The sequence below is a fragment of the Enterococcus sp. DIV0755f genome (genome assembly GCF_051713725.1).
Taxonomy (GTDB): Bacteria; Bacillota; Bacilli; order Lactobacillales; family Enterococcaceae; genus Enterococcus_D; species Enterococcus_D casseliflavus.
The window spans coordinates 3,331,695-3,347,796 of record NZ_JBIOQL010000001.1 but is presented as its reverse complement, the minus strand read 5'-3'; the positions used below and the strand labels follow the sequence as shown (position 1 = coordinate 3,347,796).

The following is a 16,102-nucleotide window of genomic DNA, read 5'->3' as shown; positions in this document are numbered from 1 at the left end:
TAAAATAGATAATTTAGAGGAGGAATCGTTATGAAATTTGAACAAACAAAAGAAGTATTAAACCAACTTGTTGCGGATTTAAGCCAAATGGCTATGGTCGTTCACCAAACACACTGGTACATGCGTGGACCTGGCTTTTTGACATTGCATCCAATGATGGACGAATTCATGGATGATCTAAATGAGCAATTGGATGAAGTTTCTGAACGCTTGATTACATTAGACGGTTCACCATATTCAACTTTGCGTGAAATGGCAGAACACACTCAAATCCCTGATGAAGTCGGCAACTGGGACCGCACGATTCCAGAACGCTTAGCTACATTGGTGGAAGGCTACCGTTATTTAGCGGACTTATACCAAAAAGGGATCGAAGTATCTGGTGAAGAAGGCGACGATCCAACCCAAGATATCTTCATCGGCTTCAAAACAGCCATCGAAAAACGTATTTGGATGATCCAAGCGCACTTAGGCGAAGCGCCATTGATCGATCCAGCGAAATCTCGCGTACGTCATTAATCCACAAAAAACCAGCGAAGAATTTTCTTCGCTGGTTTTTTTACTTGCCCGCCAATAATGCTTTGGCTGCTTCAATTTGCTGTGCCACTTGATCAAAACCGGTGCCGCCATAAGAATGACGATTTTTGACGGCGGTATAGGAGTCAAGTTTTTCAAAAATATCGCTGTCGATGGCAGGATGGATCGCTTGGTAGTCTTCCAAGGAAACATCTTGCAAATAGATGCCTTTGCTCAAGCACTCACTGACGAGCTTGCCGACGATCTCATGGGCTTGTCTGAAAGGCACACCTTTGCCGGCTAAGTAATCCGCTAATTCTGTTGCGTTGGAAAAATCCTTTTCAGTGGATTCTTGCATCCGTGCTTGATTGACCTTCATCGTTGCGATCATGCCTGTCATGATCTGCAAGCTTTTCGTGATGGTCTCGGCACTGTCAAACATGCCTTCTTTGTCTTCTTGGAAATCTTTGTTGTACGCCAGCGGCAAGCCCTTCATGACCGTCAAAAGACCAAAGAGGTTCCCATAGACACGTCCTGTTTTTCCACGGATCAGCTCCGCCATGTCAGGGTTTTTCTTTTGAGGCATGATGGAACTGCCGGTGGAGAAGGTATCGGTCAGCTCCACAAATTGGTACTCGTGGCTGCACCAAAGAATCAGCTCTTCACAAAAACGAGACAGATGCATCATCAATAAAGAGGAGTTGCTTAAAAATTCCAAGATAAAATCACGATCGCTGACCGCATCTAGGCTGTTGCTGTAAATATTGCTGAACCCTAACTCTTGAGCGGTGAAGGCGCGATCGATAGGGAAGGTGGTCCCTGCCAAAGCGGCACTGCCTAAAGGCATCACATCGATGCGGCTCAAACTCTCACTGAAACGCTCTTGGTCACGCGTCAGCATGCTGTAATAGGCTAAGAGGTGATGGGCAAATGAAATCGGCTGAGCATGCTGCAGATGGGTATAACCGGGCATGATGGTATAGATGTTGGCTTCGGCTTGTAAAACCAGCGCTTCTCGCAAATCAGCGATCAAAGTGATCACGTCTTGCACGACTTCTTTCAAATACAAATGCATATCGGTCGCCACTTGGTCATTACGACTACGGGCAGTATGCAGTTTGCCTGCCACTGGTCCAATCAATTCATGCAAGAATGTCTCGATGTTTAAATGGATGTCCTCATTTTCAATCGTGAAGGACAATTCGCCAGCGGCTAATTGCTGCTGAATCGTGGTCAAGCCGTCAATGATCGCTTCGCCATCGGGTTGACTGATGATGCCCGTATGGACCAGCATTTTGACATGTGCCAAACTGCCAAGAATGTCTTGCTTTGCTAACTTTTGATCAAACGTGATGGAAGCCCCAAAAGCATCGATCCATGCTTCATTTTTTCCATCGAAACGTCCGCCCCATAATTTTGCCATATTCTCACCTCAAAAAAAGATTACGGCTGAAGCGGCAGCTTCAGCCGTGCATACTTAAATCAATGTTTCTGTTAGTTGCTGTTGTGCTTGGATCTCAGCGTGCACTTTGCTTGGCAGTCCCCATAATTTGATGAAGCCGATGGCCGCATGCTGATCAAAGGTATCTGCAGAAGTATACGTTGCTAAGTTTTCATCGTACAAGCTGTTTTCAGATTTACGTCCTTCACAAATGACGTTGCCTTTGAACAATTTCAAACGCACGATTCCGTTGACGTAGACTTGCGTGCTTTTCAGGAAGGTAATCAAGGCTTCCGTCAATGGATTGAACCATAGGCCGTCATAGATGACTTGCGCTAATTGCTGCTCAATGATTGGTTTGAAATGTGCCAATTCCCGTACAAAGACCAAATCTTCCAATTCTTTATGAGCCGTCATCAAAGCGATCGCTCCTGGACATTCATAAACTTCCCGTGATTTGATCCCCACCAGACGATTTTCGATATGGTCGATCCGACCAACGCCATGCTCGCCAGCCATCCGGTTCAGTTTCATGATCAATTCTGCTAGATTCATCGTTTCGCCATCAATGGCGGTCGGTACCCCTTGATCAAAAGTGATCTCAACGATCGTTGGTACGTCAGGAGTATCTTCTAATTCTTGCGTGATGGCGTAGGCTCCTTTTGGCGGTGTTGCCCAAGGATCTTCTAAGACGCCGCACTCACAGGCACGTCCCCACAAGTTTTGGTCGATGGAATACGGATTGTCCAAATCAGCGGGAATCGGTACTCCTTTTTCAGCTGCATAGGCAATCTCTTCTTCCCGGGACCATTTCCATTCCCGAACCGGTGCGATGACTTTCAAGTGAGGCGCTAAAGCAGCGATCGCTACTTCAAACCGAACTTGGTCGTTGCCTTTACCAGTACAGCCGTGGGCGACGGTCGTTGCGCCAGTCGCTAATGCCAATTCCACCAATTTCTTGGCAATCAATGGACGAGACAAAGCGGAAACAAGAGGATAAGAATTTTCATAAAAAGTATTGCCTTGTAAAGCGATCAAAGCAAAATCTTGGGCGAATTCTTCGCGGGCATCGATGGCATAAGATTCAATCGCGCCAACTGCCAATGCTTTGTCTTTAATGGATTGGGTGTCGCGACCTTCACCGATGTCTAGGCAGCAAGCCACCACATCATATCCTTGGTCCGTTAACCATTTAATTGAAACGGAGGTATCTAATCCTCCAGAATAGGCCAATATTACTTTTTCTTTCATACTTATTAACTCCTTTTCCGCGTGTTTTCAAGTGATTGAAGCTATCTTATCAGAATAAAAATAATAAATCAAGGGTAAAATTAAATATTTATGCACAAAAGTGGTGATTATCAGGTTTTTATACTATTTTCGGTGGTTGAGGAAAAGAAGTAGATGCTCACTTTGTTAATGAAAGTTTATACATAATATTCATTTTGGTATTCAGTTTTAGAAGTCTGCAACAACAAGTTTCGTTTTTCAGAGAAAATGGCAGAAAATGAATGGAGAAAATTTTCAAAAAGAGGCGGAATTACGTTGACATTAGGCTTTATAGAAGGTATTATGTTATATGGTATTGTTTGCCCCACAAGAGCCCCGGAAACTCAAGTGTATGTCAAACATTCGTGAAATTGAATTGGAGGAAAAAATTGTGCGTACAACATATATGGCCAAACCAGGCGAAGTAGAACGTAAATGGTACGTAGTAGATGCAACAGATGTTCCTATGGGTCGTCTTTCAGCAGTAGTAGCATCTGTCTTACGTGGTAAAAATAAACCAACATTCACACCTCATGTGGATACAGGCGATTTCGTAATCGTCATTAATGCAGAAAAAATCAAATTAACAGGTAACAAAGCAAGCGATAAAATTTATTACCGTCACTCAAACTTCCCAGGAGGATTGAAATCAGTCTCTGCTGGAGAATTACGTGCTAAAAATTCTCGTCGTTTGATCGAAACTTCTGTAAAAGGCATGCTTCCTAAAAACACTTTAGGCCGTAAACAAGGAATGAAACTTCATGTTTATGCTGGCGCTGAACACCCACATGCTGCACAACAACCAGAAGTATTGGACATCACAAACTTAATCTAATAGGAGGGAATTTCATTGGCACAAGCTCAATATATCGGCACTGGCCGTCGTAAAAATGCAGTAGCCCGCGTACGTTTAGTACCAGGTACTGGTAAAATTACTGTTAACAAAAAAGATGTTGAAGAATACATCCCACACGCAGACTTGCGTGAAGTAATCAACCAACCATTCGGCGTTACAGAAACTAAAGGTTCATACGATGTTTTTGTAAACGTAAATGGTGGTGGATACGCTGGACAATCAGGTGCAATCCGTCACGGTATCGCACGCGCATTGTTACAAGTTGATCCTGATTTCCGTTTAGCTCTTAAACGTGCTGGCTTACTTACTCGTGACGCACGTATGGTTGAACGTAAAAAACCAGGTCTTAAGAAAGCTCGTAAAGCTTCACAGTTTTCTAAACGTTAATCTTTTTATCGAAGATTTCAAAACACTCTCCTTTTGGAGGGTGTTTTTTTTGTTATTGACTTTAGTCAGTTTCGTTCGCGTAGCGTACGAAACAAAAAAACCGCGCGTTTCTACGCGTGGACGAAATAGCTTTAGCGATAAAAGTTTAGCACATACCAGATGGAATTGTAAGTATCACATAGTCTTCACCCCGAAGTATCGACGAAAAGTGATTTATGGAAAGTTAAGAGTAAGTATTGGTCAGATATTAAGAAAATTGTGTGAGATGAAAGATGTTAAAATCATTGAAGCTCATGCAATGTCTGACACATTCATATGATAGTAAGAATACCACTAAAAAAAAGTATTTTCAGTATAAATAAACAAAAGAGTACGTAGATCCATTTAAGTAATTAAAGAAAGTTTGGGCTGAGAGCGGTTATTTATCATTAAAAAGCCCCTTCATTTATATAAACGGAAAATCGGAGAGAGAAAACTGCCTTAATGAGTGTCTACTCATCTCTTATAATGATTTAAAAGTTTTTATTACAATGAAATTTCGGTATCAGTGCTCACTGGCTTTATAAGAAGTTCTGATATCAGTCAAATTTACCAAATAATCAATACTAGTATTATAATAATTTGCTAACTTTATCAACGTTTGAATAGGAATCTCTAACTCACCGTTCTCATACCGAGAATACGTTGACTGTGAAATATTTAAAAGAGTAGCAATCTGGTGTTGGGTTAAATCGTTGTCTTCCCGTAGATCGCGGATTCGCTGAAACATTCACGTCACCTCGATACTATTCTAAATTATGCTCTTATCGCATATTGACTTTTATGCGTTTTACGCATATTATGTTGTTAGTTACGAGGATAAGGCTTTTGATGGTCTGTTAAATTAAGCAAGTAATCGACGCTAGTAGAATAAAAATCTGCAAGTTTGATCAGAGATTGGGTAGGAATGTCTAATTTTCCTGACTCATAGCGGGAGTAAGTTGTTTGGCTGATATTCAGTAGTTTAGCAAGTTGTTCTTGATTCAAGTCTTTATCTTCGCGTAAGTCACGAATTCTATGATACATAAAAATCACCTCAACCTTATTTTAGGTGAGTAATTTTGTGCTACGGCATATTATGCGTTTAACGCATAATTATTTTGGATTTTCTGTTAAACATCAATATATTTAGTAACTTACATAGGAAATGAAAGGAGGGAGTACTTGAAAAGCAGAAACAAATTTATCTCTATGTAATTGCCATCTTTAAAGAGGGGACCATATAGAGGAAAAGTTACTTGGTTGTTACAGACAGGACGAAACACATCAGGAGGAAGCTATGTTTCAAGAAAAAATATTCAATCCAGCAATACTACATGAAAACCGCTTGTCGCCTCGAACCAGTTTTTTTAGTTATGAAACGATCGTAGCAGCTATGCAAGGAGATCCACAGGCATCTTTTGGGTATCAGTCATTAAATGGTCTGTGGGATTTTTATTTGGGTGAGGCAGAAAATCAAATTGTGTATGAACAAAAAATCGAGGTACCTGCTCATTGGCAGTTTCAAGGGCATGGAAAACCAATCTATACGAATGTCCAGTATCCTTTTCCAATTGATCCGCCATTTGTTGCGATGGAGAACCCAACCGCCTTTTATCGAAAAGCATTTATTGTGGAGGACATTGATCTTGAGCATGTGCTTCACTTTGAAGGTGTGGAATCGGTGTTTGAAGTGCATATCAATGATCAGTATGTCGGCTACAGCACCGGCAGTCGCTTGGTCTCTGAGTTTGATATCACACCCTATCTTCAAAAGGGCAAAAATGTGCTTAGTGTAAAGGTGAAGCAATGGAGCGCGATGAGCTATGTCGAGGATCAAGATATGTGGTGGCTTGGCGGAATTTTTAGAGAAGTCTACTTGTTTTCCCGTAAGCCGCAGTCGATCCAAAATGTAACGATCCAAGCAGATTTATGCAATCAATACAAAGATGGCATCTTGGAAGTTTCGCTTTTCTTTAACCCTACAATACCAGAGCAGTTAGAACGTACGATAGAAATCGAATTGCTAGATCAAGAAAATGTAACCGTTTTAAAGAAAGCTGAGAGATGCCACCGAGGAGCAAAAGCGGATTGGACAATCTCCGCAACCATTGAAGAGATAATTCCTTGGAACGCAGAAGAACCATATCTATACCATCTTTTGGTGAGACAGTATCAAGGCGAGGAACTGTTGGAGGTCATTCCGTTCCAAGTCGGCTTTAGACAGATCTCCATAACCGACGGTATTTTCCAAATCAATGGAAAGCGGGTGGTGCTGAAGGGCGTCAACCGTCATGAATGGCATTGTGAGTCTGGCAGAAGTCTGACAGTTGAGACGATGGAACAAGATGTGCAGATGATGAAAGCATTTAATATCAATGCCGTTCGGTGTTCTCATTACCCAGCAGACACAAAGTTTTATCACTTGTGTGATCGTTATGGGCTGTACGTCATTGACGAAGCAGACATTGAAACCCATGGGATGGATATCACCCAAAGGATCAATGAACTAAGTAGTAGTGAGGAATGGTTGCCGGCGTATTTAGACCGAGCAAAAAGAATGGTCGAAAAAAATAGAAACCATCCTTCGATCATTTTCTGGTCGTTAGGAAATGAGTCTGGCTATGGGGAAAACCATTTGAAGATGGCGCAGCTGATCAAGAAATTAGATCCCAGTCGTCTGGTTCATTATGAAGGAGAAGCACGGCACTTGAAAGCCTTGGGAGAATGGCAAGCGTGCCAAGCGTCTGATGTCATTTCGACTATGTATACTTCTGTTGGCGAAATGGCAGAACAAGGGGAACGTTCACTAACACAACCGCATATTTTATGTGAATATGGTCATGCGATGGGCAATGGCCCTGGTGGATTGAGCGAATATCTGGAATTGTTTTATCGCTATCCCCGGTTACAAGGCGGCTTTATTTGGGAGTGGATCGATCATGGTATCAAGAGCATTGACAACGTTTCTGGTGAGACGTACTACAAGTATGGTGGTGATTTCGCAGAGGAAATCCATGATGGCAACTTTGTGATTGATGGATTGCTATTTCCAGATCGTACGCCATCGCCAGCATTGTTCGAGTATAAGAAAGTGATTCAGCCTGTCAAAATCACCTTCCAGCTTTCAGAACAGGCCTGTCACATCACTAACCGTTTCGACTTTCGAAATTTAGCGTCTTTACAGCCTGTCTTGCAAATCAAAGAAGACGATCAGGTGATTTTCTTACAAGAGTTGCCAAGAATCGATCTCCTGCCTCAGGAAGAAACGACCATTTCCCTGCCAGAAGAAGCTACGCTGAGCTTAGCAGGAAGAGCACAGGTAGTGGTCACGCTGTTTTTCTTTGAAGAAAGTGCACCAGATTTTTCTCTAGAACACGCAGTTGCTTGGGAACAAGCCATCATTGATCAACCAGTAAAAAGCGTACAAATACCTAAAGCGGATGCCTTTCACTGTTCAGAAACGGCCGATGAACTGAGGATTACTTTGGCTGAGCAGACCTATATTTTTCATAAGAAAACAGGTACCTTGAGCCAGTGGCTCATCGAAGGGCAAGCCTTGCTTACTGAACCCCTTGAAATGAACTTTTGGCGGGCACCGACTGACAACGACTTGTTAGGTAGTGAAGAGTTTGGTTCGGCAAGCATCGCCAAGGAATGGGAAGCGTTTCGTATTCGCCACTTAAAGGAGCGTGTGCTCGCCTTTACCTATGAACAGCGCCCTGATGAAATAAAAGTCGAGATTCGCCGCAACAGCATGCCTATTTCTCTCGACTGGGGAATTGAATTGTCCTTTACGTATCTGCTTTCATTGGCAGGCGATATTCGTGTAGCAGTCCAAGGAACCCCGTTTGGCAACGGGCCGAAAACCCTGCCGCGAATCGGTGTGCAGCTGATGATGGATAAACAACATCAGAATGTTCAGTGGCTGGGACTTGGGCCGCATGAAACCTATCCTGATAGTTGCCAAAGCGGGTTTTTCGATTGGTGGGAAAGAACCGTTCTAGAGATGCACACACCGTATGTACGGCCGCAAGAAAATGGCAACCGCATGAAGACCAAATTCTTCCGTTTGTCTAAGCCTTCTGGAGCGGGACTGACTATTTCCGGAAAATCGCTGAATTTTAGTGTGCATCACTACACCCAGAACAATTTGGAACAAGCGACCCATACCAATCAATTAGAAACCAGCGACGCCGTTGCCGTCAACATTGACTATGGGGTGCAAGGACTAGGAAGTGCCAGTTGCGGTCCCGGTATTTTACCGAAGTATTTATTAAAAAATCAGGCATTTGCTTTTGATTTTCAGATGAACTATCAAAAAGAAGTGGAAGGAGCATGACAATGAAAAAAATAGCTTTATGTATGGCAGTGATAGGACTAGGAGGCTTAGCTGCTTGTGGGAATGGCAGTGATACGTCAGAGCGTGAGGGGGGCGAACAAAACGGCGCAGAGGAAATCACCATTTGGGCGTGGGACCCAAAATTCAATATCGCAGCCTTTGAGTTGGCGGAATCATACCATCAAGAAGAAAACCCTGATTTCAAAATCAATGTCACCGAGATTTCCCAACAAGACAGCGTACAAAAAATGAATACCATCTTTAGTTCAGGCAGTACCCAAGGATTGCCCAATATCGTCTTGATTGAAGACTTTCGCGCCCGTAATTTTTTAGAAGTGTTTCCAGAGTATTTCGTTCCATTGACTGAGTATATAAATGTTGACGACTTTATGGATTACAAAATCGAGGTGTCTTCGATCGATGGCCAGCAGTATGGGATGCCGTTTGATTCAGGGGTAGCAGGCGTTTACTTGCGGAAATCGATCATTGAAGAAGCGGGCTTGGAACTGTCAGATTTCACCAATATCACTTGGCAAACCTTTAATGAATTGGGGATCCGTGTGAAAGAAGCAACTGGCAAACCATTGCTGTCCATCGATATGAATGATCTAGGACACTTGCGGATGATGATGCATTCCAGTGGTTATTGGTATACCGCAGAGGATGGTGAAACGCCGTTTATTGACGGCAATCCTTCTTTGAAACAAGGGCTTGAGGATTTGAAAATGCTGCTTGATTCAGGAGTAATGACAACGCACAATGGCTGGGACCAAATGCTAGCAGGTTTTAACAGCGGCGAAGTAGCGGGCGTTTTACAAGGCAACTGGATCACGCCATCGGTGAAAGCAGAAGAAAGCCAAAGTGGCGATTGGGCAGTCGTTCCCGTACCGAAGCAAGAATCGATCGAAGGTTCTGTCAATGCGACCAATCTCGGAGGTTCGTCAATTTATGTGTTAGATATCGATGGGAAAGAAGAAGCCCTGAGCTATATTGCTGACGTATTCGGCAAAAATATTGCCTTTTACGAAGAGCTGATTCAAACCGTTGGAGCAATCGGTTCTTACGTTCCCGCTTCACAAGGAGATGCGTATCATGCACCAGATCCTTTCTTCGACGATCAGGCTATCTATCAAGATTTCATGAACTGGGCAAATGAAATTCCTTCGGTAAACTTTGGGAAAAACACATATGCGTTGGAAGACATCATGAATCAAGGCTTTTTGGACTATGTCAATGGAGCAGATTTGGATGAAGTCTTAAAAAATACGCAAATGATTGCTGACAATCAATTGAATTAACACGGACTGAGGGGCATGTACGATGAAAAATAAATTATTTTATAAAAAAGGAGTGATCACGGGGTGGCTATTTATTGCTATCCCAACACTCTTAATCTTCTTTTTCTCTTTTTATCCAATGATCCAAGCGTTTCTATTATCCTTGCAATCAGGAAGCGGCACCGGGCTGACCTTTAGCGGACTCGCAAATTATCGGCGGCTGTTTTCGGATCAAACCTTTTTGACAGCCACGAAAAATACCTTGATCTTTTTGGGCTTTCAAGTGCCTGTCATGGTCTTGTTGGCCATGTTCTTTTCCGTCCAGCTCAATCAGAAAAACCTAAAGCTGAAAGGCTTGTTTCGGACGATCATTTTTTTGCCAGCAGTGACTTCATTAGTCGCATACTCCATGGTCTTTAAATCACTGTTTGCAACAAATGGCGTGGTGAACGCCCTTTTAGTGAGACTGTCGATTGTCTCTGAGCCAATCGCCTTTTTCTCCAGTCCCTTTTGGGCAAAAGTTATTATCATTTTAGCCATCACTTGGCGCTGGACCGGCTACAATATGATTTTCTTTTTATCGGCTTTGCAAAATATCGACCCAGCAATTTATGAAGCTGCTAGGATCGATGGGGCTTCTCCAACGAAACAATTTTTTAAAATCACCGTTCCCATGCTAAAGCCAGTCATTTTGTTTTCAGCCGTGACCTCAACGATTGGCACACTGCAGTTATTTGATGAACCGATGAACTTGACCCAAGGTGGACCAGGAAACGCCACATCGACGATTTCCCAATATATTTATAATCTCTCCTTTCGCTATACACCAGATTTTGGCTACGCCTCTGCAGTTTCTTATGCCATTGTCGTCATGGTCATCTTCTTTTCCATGATCCAATTTAAGATCGGAGGAGAGGATAAATGAAAAAAGTAGGCACATATGTATTTTTGGGTGTTTTTACCATTCTGTTTGCCTTTCCCTTTTATTTCATGTTAGTGAGTATCACCAATCCTACCGTAAATATCATGCAAGGCAAACTATTGCCAAGTACCCATTTGCTAGAAAACTGGCGTAACCTAGTCGCAACCTATGATTTGAAACAAGTATTCTTTAATAGTGCAAGAATTGCGTTGTTACAGACGATTTTATCCGTGACGATCGCTTCGTTGGCCGGCTACGGATTTGAGATCTATCAAAGCCGATTAAAAAATATGCTTTTTAATATTTTGCTCTTGTCGATGATGTTGCCTTTTGCCGCCACCATGATTCCGCTGTTTCGAATGTTCGGCAGCTTTTCAACGACGATTCCTTTTATTGGACTCGATACAGTAGCTTCAGTCATTTTGCCAACATTATCGACCGCATTTCTGATCTTCTTTTTCAGACAAAACACAAAAATGTTTTCCAAGTCACTGCTTGAAGCAGGGCGAATGGATGGCCTTTCGGAGCTAGGCTTGTTTTTCCGAATATACATGCCAACTATGAAAACAACTTATGCGGCAGCTGCCATCATTACCTTCATCAACAGTTGGAACAGCTACCTGTGGCCGTTGATCACCCTTCAATCACCAGAAAAGCAAACCTTTCCCCTGATGATTTCTGCCATCGGCGCCGCCAATAATCCAGATTATGGCTTAATGATGTTAGCAATCGTGATCGCAACTCTGCCAACAATGGTGGTCTTCTTCTCGCTGCAAAAGTATTTTGTGGCTGGGATGTTGGGATCGGTGAAGTAGGGACGTTTAGAGAGATAGGAAGAATAAAAGACAGAAGACTAATTGATATAGTCATCTGTCTTTTGTTATTGAGTCATTCTGATTTATATCGGATTATTTCTAACGATATTCGCTATAAGCATCGTAATCCTCCAATCAACCTGCCATCAACCCAAAAACTGTCGTCCTTCCTTCTCAATCAACTCACAAGTCCATTTATCCTTAAATAACGATGCCATCTGTCTTGCTTGGGCAAATAAATCCGAATCTCCGATCGCAAAACTTTTTCGAGCAGTGGCTAACGAATAGTAATCATAGCGCTTGCTCTTTTTTGCCAATAGCAGGGCTTGATCCGCGGCTTCTTTCGCCTCTGGGTGTTGCTGTTCTTGCAGATAAAGTAAGGCGACATTCAAATGAATCGCACACTGTAAAGGCACAGTATTTTCTAGTGCTTCGTATTTTTTTAGCTGTTGGATCAATTGGCGGGCAATGGCGTGGGCGGTTTCAACTGGAAAGAGGTATAAAAGGCAATTGATCAGCTTGATATCATCAAGGGTCCAGTCGGAATAAGCCTGAAGCGCATCCCAGGGAACCGTCAAAAGAACTTTGGGCAGGCAAGGAATTTCTTTTTCTGCATTCGTTGAGAGCGCTGAGAGAGAGTCGATTACATACACCAATAAGTCAATGGTTTTACTGACAGATGTTTTTTGGAAAAGTAAACATTGCTCTTTCAAAGCAAGCAATGCTTTTAGATCCTGGTTGGAAAACAAAGAGAAAAATTGATGCAAGATTTGTTGTTTTTCATTTAAACGGTATCCTTGGGCGATGTAAAAAAATTCATCAAAACCGCAATCGATTCGCGCTAAAAGTTCGATAAAAAGGGTAACGGAGGGCGTTAATTTTTCATTTTCAAATTTAGACAAGGTGGTTCTTGAAAGCAGGTCTTTACAAACTTGCGCTTGCGTGATGCCACGGCTTTTTCTGATTTTACGATACGTGGTTCCTAACTTATTCATAGGCGCCTCCTAGATCAATGTGATTATAGTGTACATAAGATAATTTTGCTCGTCAATCTGGTATAGTAAAACTATTAGACAGCTAGGCAACACCAGATAGAGGAGGCCCCGCAAATGAATCAGACAAAATAAAATCCTTTACTTAGCAAATGGCGATCAATAACTAGAAAAACGAGCAATCGTTATTTCTAAGTAAAGGTGGAAAACAAATGAAGAAGAATCAGGGATTTACCCAATTGATCATTGGCCAAACAGTGGCGAATGTCGGGGATACCATTTATATTGTGGCAATTATCAGTTCTATTTTTAGCTGGACAGACTCTGCTTTGGCAGCGGCGCTTGTCCCAGTGCTAGTAACAGGAGGCGGTGTCATTTCCGGCTTTCTCTCACCTGTCATCACGAGTTATTTTCGCTTAGAACAAGTGCTGAAGGTCAGCCAGATGTGCAAAACAGCCTTACTCTTTTTTATGACCGCGTATCTCTATCTGAAAGCTGAAACGATGAATCTATTGGTTTTATATTGCCTTGTCGCATTGATTTCGTTTTTGGACGGCTGTTCAGAACCAATTAGCCGTGCCTTGATCCCGAAATATGTGGAAAAGCATCGCCTCGTCAAAGCCAATGGAATATTCAATTCGATGCTTCAAACAGTCAACATCGGCAGCTGGGCGATCGGAACCTCCTTGCTGCTGGTATTTTCTGTTCATCAGTTGGTTTTATTAGACAGCTTTTTGTTTCTAAGTGCCTCGATAGTATTAGCGTTTTTGCCTAGAACGACTCGAGAAAAAAACAAAAAGCAGCCGTTAGCGCACCAGTTGTTTATTGGTTGGCGCTGGATTATGAAAGATCCTCTGGTTCGGGTGATCGTTGGCATGGACATGCTGGAAAGTATCGCCAATACAGCCTGGGTTTCCGCGATTGTGTTAGTATTCGTCCGAGAAGTGATGCAGGCACCTGATGCTTGGTGGGGCTATATCAACGCCACTTACTTTGTTGGCGCGTTGCTAGGAAGTGCGTTGGTGATGCGATTTTCCGAGCGGTTTGATAAAAACAAACGAACAGCGATTGTAATGGGCGCTATTTTAGGCGGACTGATCACTGTTGCCGTTGCCCTATCAGGCGATCGCTTTTTGATTCTAGGATTATCCGTTTTAATCGGGCTCTTTTCCCAGATCAAAAATATCCCACAAGCCTCATTAATCCAACAAAAAGTAGCAGCCGATCGATTGGTTGCCATCTACGCTGCCTCAGGCATCTTAAATTCCGGTGTTTTTGCTTTATTCACCTTGTTGATGGGACAGGTGGCAGATGTTTTTGATGTACGGTGGGTGTTTTTTCTTTCCGGCAGTTTATTGCTTCTAGTGGGGCTGATTGCAGGGAAGCTTAAAGTTAGTTAAAAGTAAGAGAGATAGTAGTCAAGAGAACATCTTTTTTACGAGGATTTTATAAGATGAAACTAGCTTTAATAGTTTACTTTGATAATGGCATAGGAAGATGAAAAAGCAGATACAGCTAGTTAGGAACAGTCCCTGACTAGCTTTTTGTGTGGTGATCTAAACGCTCTTACATCGAGAATACAATGATTATTGTAGATTTGATCGGTAGCTAATCACAGATCATTCATATGCAAAAGCATTTCGTGGCTGAATGTTGAGATTGACTAAGTATGGGGCTGCTATAGGAGGAAAGCGCAAGCATCTCTATATAAAACTTGATTACTTGAAAAAAAAGCTTTGTATTGATTTGGAGTAAATTCACAATTTTTTTGAATATCTTTAGTTTTCCAAGATTCCCCTATAAAGCTCATCTAACAGCTCTTAAACTTATATACATTTACATATCTAACTCTTATCTTTTCGCTTTTAGTTAGTTAAAAAGCAAACAATAAATGTGAATCCGAGCTATTTTTAAATAATTAACCAGATAATCTTCCGATTGGAACGGTTAAATAGTGAATGATTGGTAGAAAAGAGATTAGGGAATGCGAGTTGTGATAAGTAAACTCATAAAAGAAGAATGCTAGAAAAGTAGAGAAAAATAGGATTAATGAAATAATCGAGATCCTTATTTTTTAACAATTTTCGTAAACCATAAATGAATTGAAGGAAGCTTAGTGTGGGTGAAAGAATAATTACAAAAAAATATTGACTTAAAAAAATGGCTATGGTAATCTATAAACGAAAATAGTGGGAACGTTTCCAAAATGCGTCTTCGTTAAATTTTATTTTTTTAAACGAAAATGGAAACGTTTCTAAAATGTATTGGGAGGAGATTGAATTGGAAAAGACATTGGGACCAGGTGGTGAGATAAGGGCGGTACAACGAGATAAAAAAAATATCTCGAAGTGGGAAAAATTAAAGAAACAGTTGCGGCGTGATAAGTGGATGTACTTGTTGCTCTTACCAGGTATCATCATGACGTTTATCTTTAAGTATGTGCCAATGTACGGTGCTGTGATTGCATTTAAAGACTATAATCCTATGCTAGGAATTTTGGAAAGTCCTTGGGTAGGACTAGATCACTTTAGGGAATTTATCAGTTCACCAAATTTTACGCTTTTGCTGATCAACACATTAAAAATTAGCATTTATGGTTTATTGTTAGGTTTTTTTCCACCAATTATTTTAGCACTGAGCTTGAATCAAATTATCAATAAAAAAATAAAACAGAAAATCCAGTTGATTCTATATGCGCCGAATTTTATCTCAGTAGTTATTATCGTGGGGATGCTGTTTTTGTTCCTATCCGCAAATGGACCTATTAATGGGTTAGTAGAAAAGGTTACGGGGCAACCAATTATGTTCATGTCTAATCCAGCTTATTTCAGAACGATTTATATTTTATCGGGAATTTGGCAAGGAATCGGCTGGTCATCCATTCTTTACACCGCAACACTGGCGGGAGTCAGTACCGACTTATATGAAGCAGCAAATATCGATGGGGCAAATATTTTACAAAAGATTTGGCATATCGATTTGCCGGCATTGAGGCCTGTGATGGTGATCAGCTTCATCTTGGCCGCCGGCGGTATTATGAATGTAGGATATGAAAAAGCCTACTTGATGCAAACTTCAATGAACATCCCTGCCTCAGAAATCATTTCCACTTATGTATACAAAGTCGGCTTGCAATCAGGTGATTATGCCTACTCTGCTGCTGTTGGTCTGTTCAATATGATTATTAATGTCGTTTTATTACTGATTGTCAACAATATAACCAAGCGGCTAAACGATGGTCAAGGCTTGTAATGAAAGGAGAAAATT

General features: G+C 41.7%; 14 protein-coding genes and 1 pseudogene. 10 read left to right on the top strand and 5 right to left on the bottom strand.

The window, feature by feature from the left end:
- Window positions 1-30: 30 nt before the first annotated feature.
- Entirely contained in the window at window positions 31-519 is a 489-nt protein-coding gene (locus IGI73_RS15565; RefSeq protein ID WP_005230382.1) for a Dps family protein, read from the top strand.
- A 40-nt stretch (window positions 520-559) separates the two neighbouring features.
- Here the strand turns inward: IGI73_RS15565 and argH are convergent, their stop codons facing one another.
- Window positions 560-1,939: an argininosuccinate lyase gene (argH, locus tag IGI73_RS15560; RefSeq protein ID WP_142973490.1), complete on the bottom strand. Its 1,380-nt coding sequence runs from the start codon at window positions 1,937-1,939 to the stop codon at window positions 560-562.
- 54 nt (window positions 1,940-1,993) lie between these two features.
- Entirely contained in the window at window positions 1,994-3,208 is a 1,215-nt protein-coding gene (locus IGI73_RS15555; protein WP_005233014.1) for an argininosuccinate synthase, read from the bottom strand.
- Between the two features lie 406 nt (window positions 3,209-3,614).
- Here IGI73_RS15555 and rplM point away from each other — a divergent pair, with 406 nt between their 5' ends.
- From rplM to IGI73_RS15540, 3 genes and pseudogenes are all read left to right on the top strand, one after another.
- Window positions 3,615-4,061, top strand: coding sequence for a 50S ribosomal protein L13 (rplM, locus tag IGI73_RS15550; RefSeq protein WP_301280258.1), 447 nt, complete (start codon window positions 3,615-3,617; stop codon window positions 4,059-4,061).
- Between the two features lie 15 nt (window positions 4,062-4,076).
- The gene (rpsI, locus tag IGI73_RS15545) at window positions 4,077-4,469 is read left to right on the top strand and encodes a 30S ribosomal protein S9 (RefSeq protein WP_003128901.1); all 393 of its coding nucleotides are present in this window, start codon (window positions 4,077-4,079) and stop codon (window positions 4,467-4,469) included.
- 178 nt (window positions 4,470-4,647) lie between these two features.
- Window positions 4,648-4,823: pseudogene (locus IGI73_RS15540) on the top strand (transposase); the annotation flags it as partial.
- Between the two features lie 190 nt (window positions 4,824-5,013).
- Here the strand turns inward: IGI73_RS15540 and IGI73_RS15535 are convergent.
- Window positions 5,014-5,238, bottom strand: a complete 225-nt coding sequence (locus tag IGI73_RS15535; RefSeq protein WP_142973491.1) for a helix-turn-helix domain-containing protein — start codon at window positions 5,236-5,238, stop codon at window positions 5,014-5,016.
- Window positions 5,239-5,315: 77 nt separating this feature from the next.
- Complete coding sequence (locus IGI73_RS15530) at window positions 5,316-5,534, bottom strand: helix-turn-helix domain-containing protein (protein WP_015510596.1); 219 nt, start codon at window positions 5,532-5,534, stop codon at window positions 5,316-5,318.
- A 253-nt stretch (window positions 5,535-5,787) separates the two neighbouring features.
- On the opposite strand from IGI73_RS15530, the gene IGI73_RS15525 reads away from it, so the two are divergent.
- From IGI73_RS15525 to IGI73_RS15510, 4 genes are read left to right on the top strand one after another with little or no spacing between them, the layout of a single operon-like run.
- Window positions 5,788-8,829 carry a glycoside hydrolase family 2 TIM barrel-domain containing protein gene (locus IGI73_RS15525; protein ID WP_142973492.1) on the top strand — a complete coding sequence of 1,014 codons (3,042 nt, stop codon included), beginning with the start codon at window positions 5,788-5,790 and terminating at the stop codon, window positions 8,827-8,829.
- A gap of 2 nt (window positions 8,830-8,831) precedes the next feature.
- Complete coding sequence (locus IGI73_RS15520; protein ID WP_142973493.1) at window positions 8,832-10,127, top strand: ABC transporter substrate-binding protein; 1,296 nt, start codon at window positions 8,832-8,834, stop codon at window positions 10,125-10,127.
- A 22-nt stretch (window positions 10,128-10,149) separates the two neighbouring features.
- Entirely contained in the window at window positions 10,150-11,031 is an 882-nt protein-coding gene (locus IGI73_RS15515) for a carbohydrate ABC transporter permease (protein WP_142973494.1), read from the top strand.
- On the top strand, window positions 11,028-11,843 hold the full coding sequence (locus tag IGI73_RS15510; RefSeq protein WP_008381786.1) for a carbohydrate ABC transporter permease: 816 nt from the start codon (window positions 11,028-11,030) through the stop codon (window positions 11,841-11,843). The genes IGI73_RS15515 and IGI73_RS15510 overlap by 4 nt, the downstream gene beginning before the upstream one ends.
- A 146-nt stretch (window positions 11,844-11,989) precedes the next feature.
- Here IGI73_RS15510 and IGI73_RS15505 read toward each other — a convergent pair whose 3' ends face one another.
- Window positions 11,990-12,838 (bottom strand): helix-turn-helix transcriptional regulator, encoded by an 849-nt coding sequence (locus IGI73_RS15505; protein ID WP_208769792.1) that lies wholly within the window; start codon window positions 12,836-12,838, stop codon window positions 11,990-11,992.
- A 209-nt stretch (window positions 12,839-13,047) separates the two neighbouring features.
- On the opposite strand from IGI73_RS15505, the gene IGI73_RS15500 reads away from it, so the two are divergent.
- Complete coding sequence (locus tag IGI73_RS15500) at window positions 13,048-14,235, top strand: MFS transporter (RefSeq protein WP_208769793.1); 1,188 nt, start codon at window positions 13,048-13,050, stop codon at window positions 14,233-14,235.
- A gap of 859 nt (window positions 14,236-15,094) precedes the next feature.
- Window positions 15,095-16,087: an ABC transporter permease gene (locus tag IGI73_RS15495; RefSeq protein ID WP_208769794.1), complete on the top strand. Its 993-nt coding sequence runs from the start codon at window positions 15,095-15,097 to the stop codon at window positions 16,085-16,087.
- The last annotated feature ends 15 nt before the right edge of the window (window positions 16,088-16,102 follow it).

What these genes read in the sequence shown, in the direction of transcription:
- IGI73_RS15530 (WP_015510596.1), bottom strand. Translation starts at nt 5,534, where the DNA reads ATGTATCATAGAATTCGTGACTTACGCGAAGATAAAGACTTGAATCAA.
- IGI73_RS15555 (WP_005233014.1), bottom strand. Translation starts at nt 3,208, where the DNA reads ATGAAAGAAAAAGTAATATTGGCCTATTCTGGAGGATTAGATACCTCC.
- IGI73_RS15565 (WP_005230382.1), top strand. Translation starts at nt 31, where the DNA reads ATGAAATTTGAACAAACAAAAGAAGTATTAAACCAACTTGTTGCGGAT.
- IGI73_RS15520 (WP_142973493.1), top strand. Translation starts at nt 8,832, where the DNA reads ATGAAAAAAATAGCTTTATGTATGGCAGTGATAGGACTAGGAGGCTTA.
- argH (WP_142973490.1), bottom strand. Translation starts at nt 1,939, where the DNA reads ATGGCAAAATTATGGGGCGGACGTTTCGATGGAAAAAATGAAGCATGG.
- IGI73_RS15510 (WP_008381786.1), top strand. Translation starts at nt 11,028, where the DNA reads ATGAAAAAAGTAGGCACATATGTATTTTTGGGTGTTTTTACCATTCTG.
- IGI73_RS15500 (WP_208769793.1), top strand. Translation starts at nt 13,048, where the DNA reads ATGAAGAAGAATCAGGGATTTACCCAATTGATCATTGGCCAAACAGTG.
- IGI73_RS15535 (WP_142973491.1), bottom strand. Translation starts at nt 5,238, where the DNA reads ATGTTTCAGCGAATCCGCGATCTACGGGAAGACAACGATTTAACCCAA.
- IGI73_RS15505 (WP_208769792.1), bottom strand. Translation starts at nt 12,838, where the DNA reads ATGAATAAGTTAGGAACCACGTATCGTAAAATCAGAAAAAGCCGTGGC.
- IGI73_RS15495 (WP_208769794.1), top strand. Translation starts at nt 15,095, where the DNA reads ATGTATTGGGAGGAGATTGAATTGGAAAAGACATTGGGACCAGGTGGT.
- IGI73_RS15525 (WP_142973492.1), top strand. Translation starts at nt 5,788, where the DNA reads ATGTTTCAAGAAAAAATATTCAATCCAGCAATACTACATGAAAACCGC.
- IGI73_RS15515 (WP_142973494.1), top strand. Translation starts at nt 10,150, where the DNA reads ATGAAAAATAAATTATTTTATAAAAAAGGAGTGATCACGGGGTGGCTA.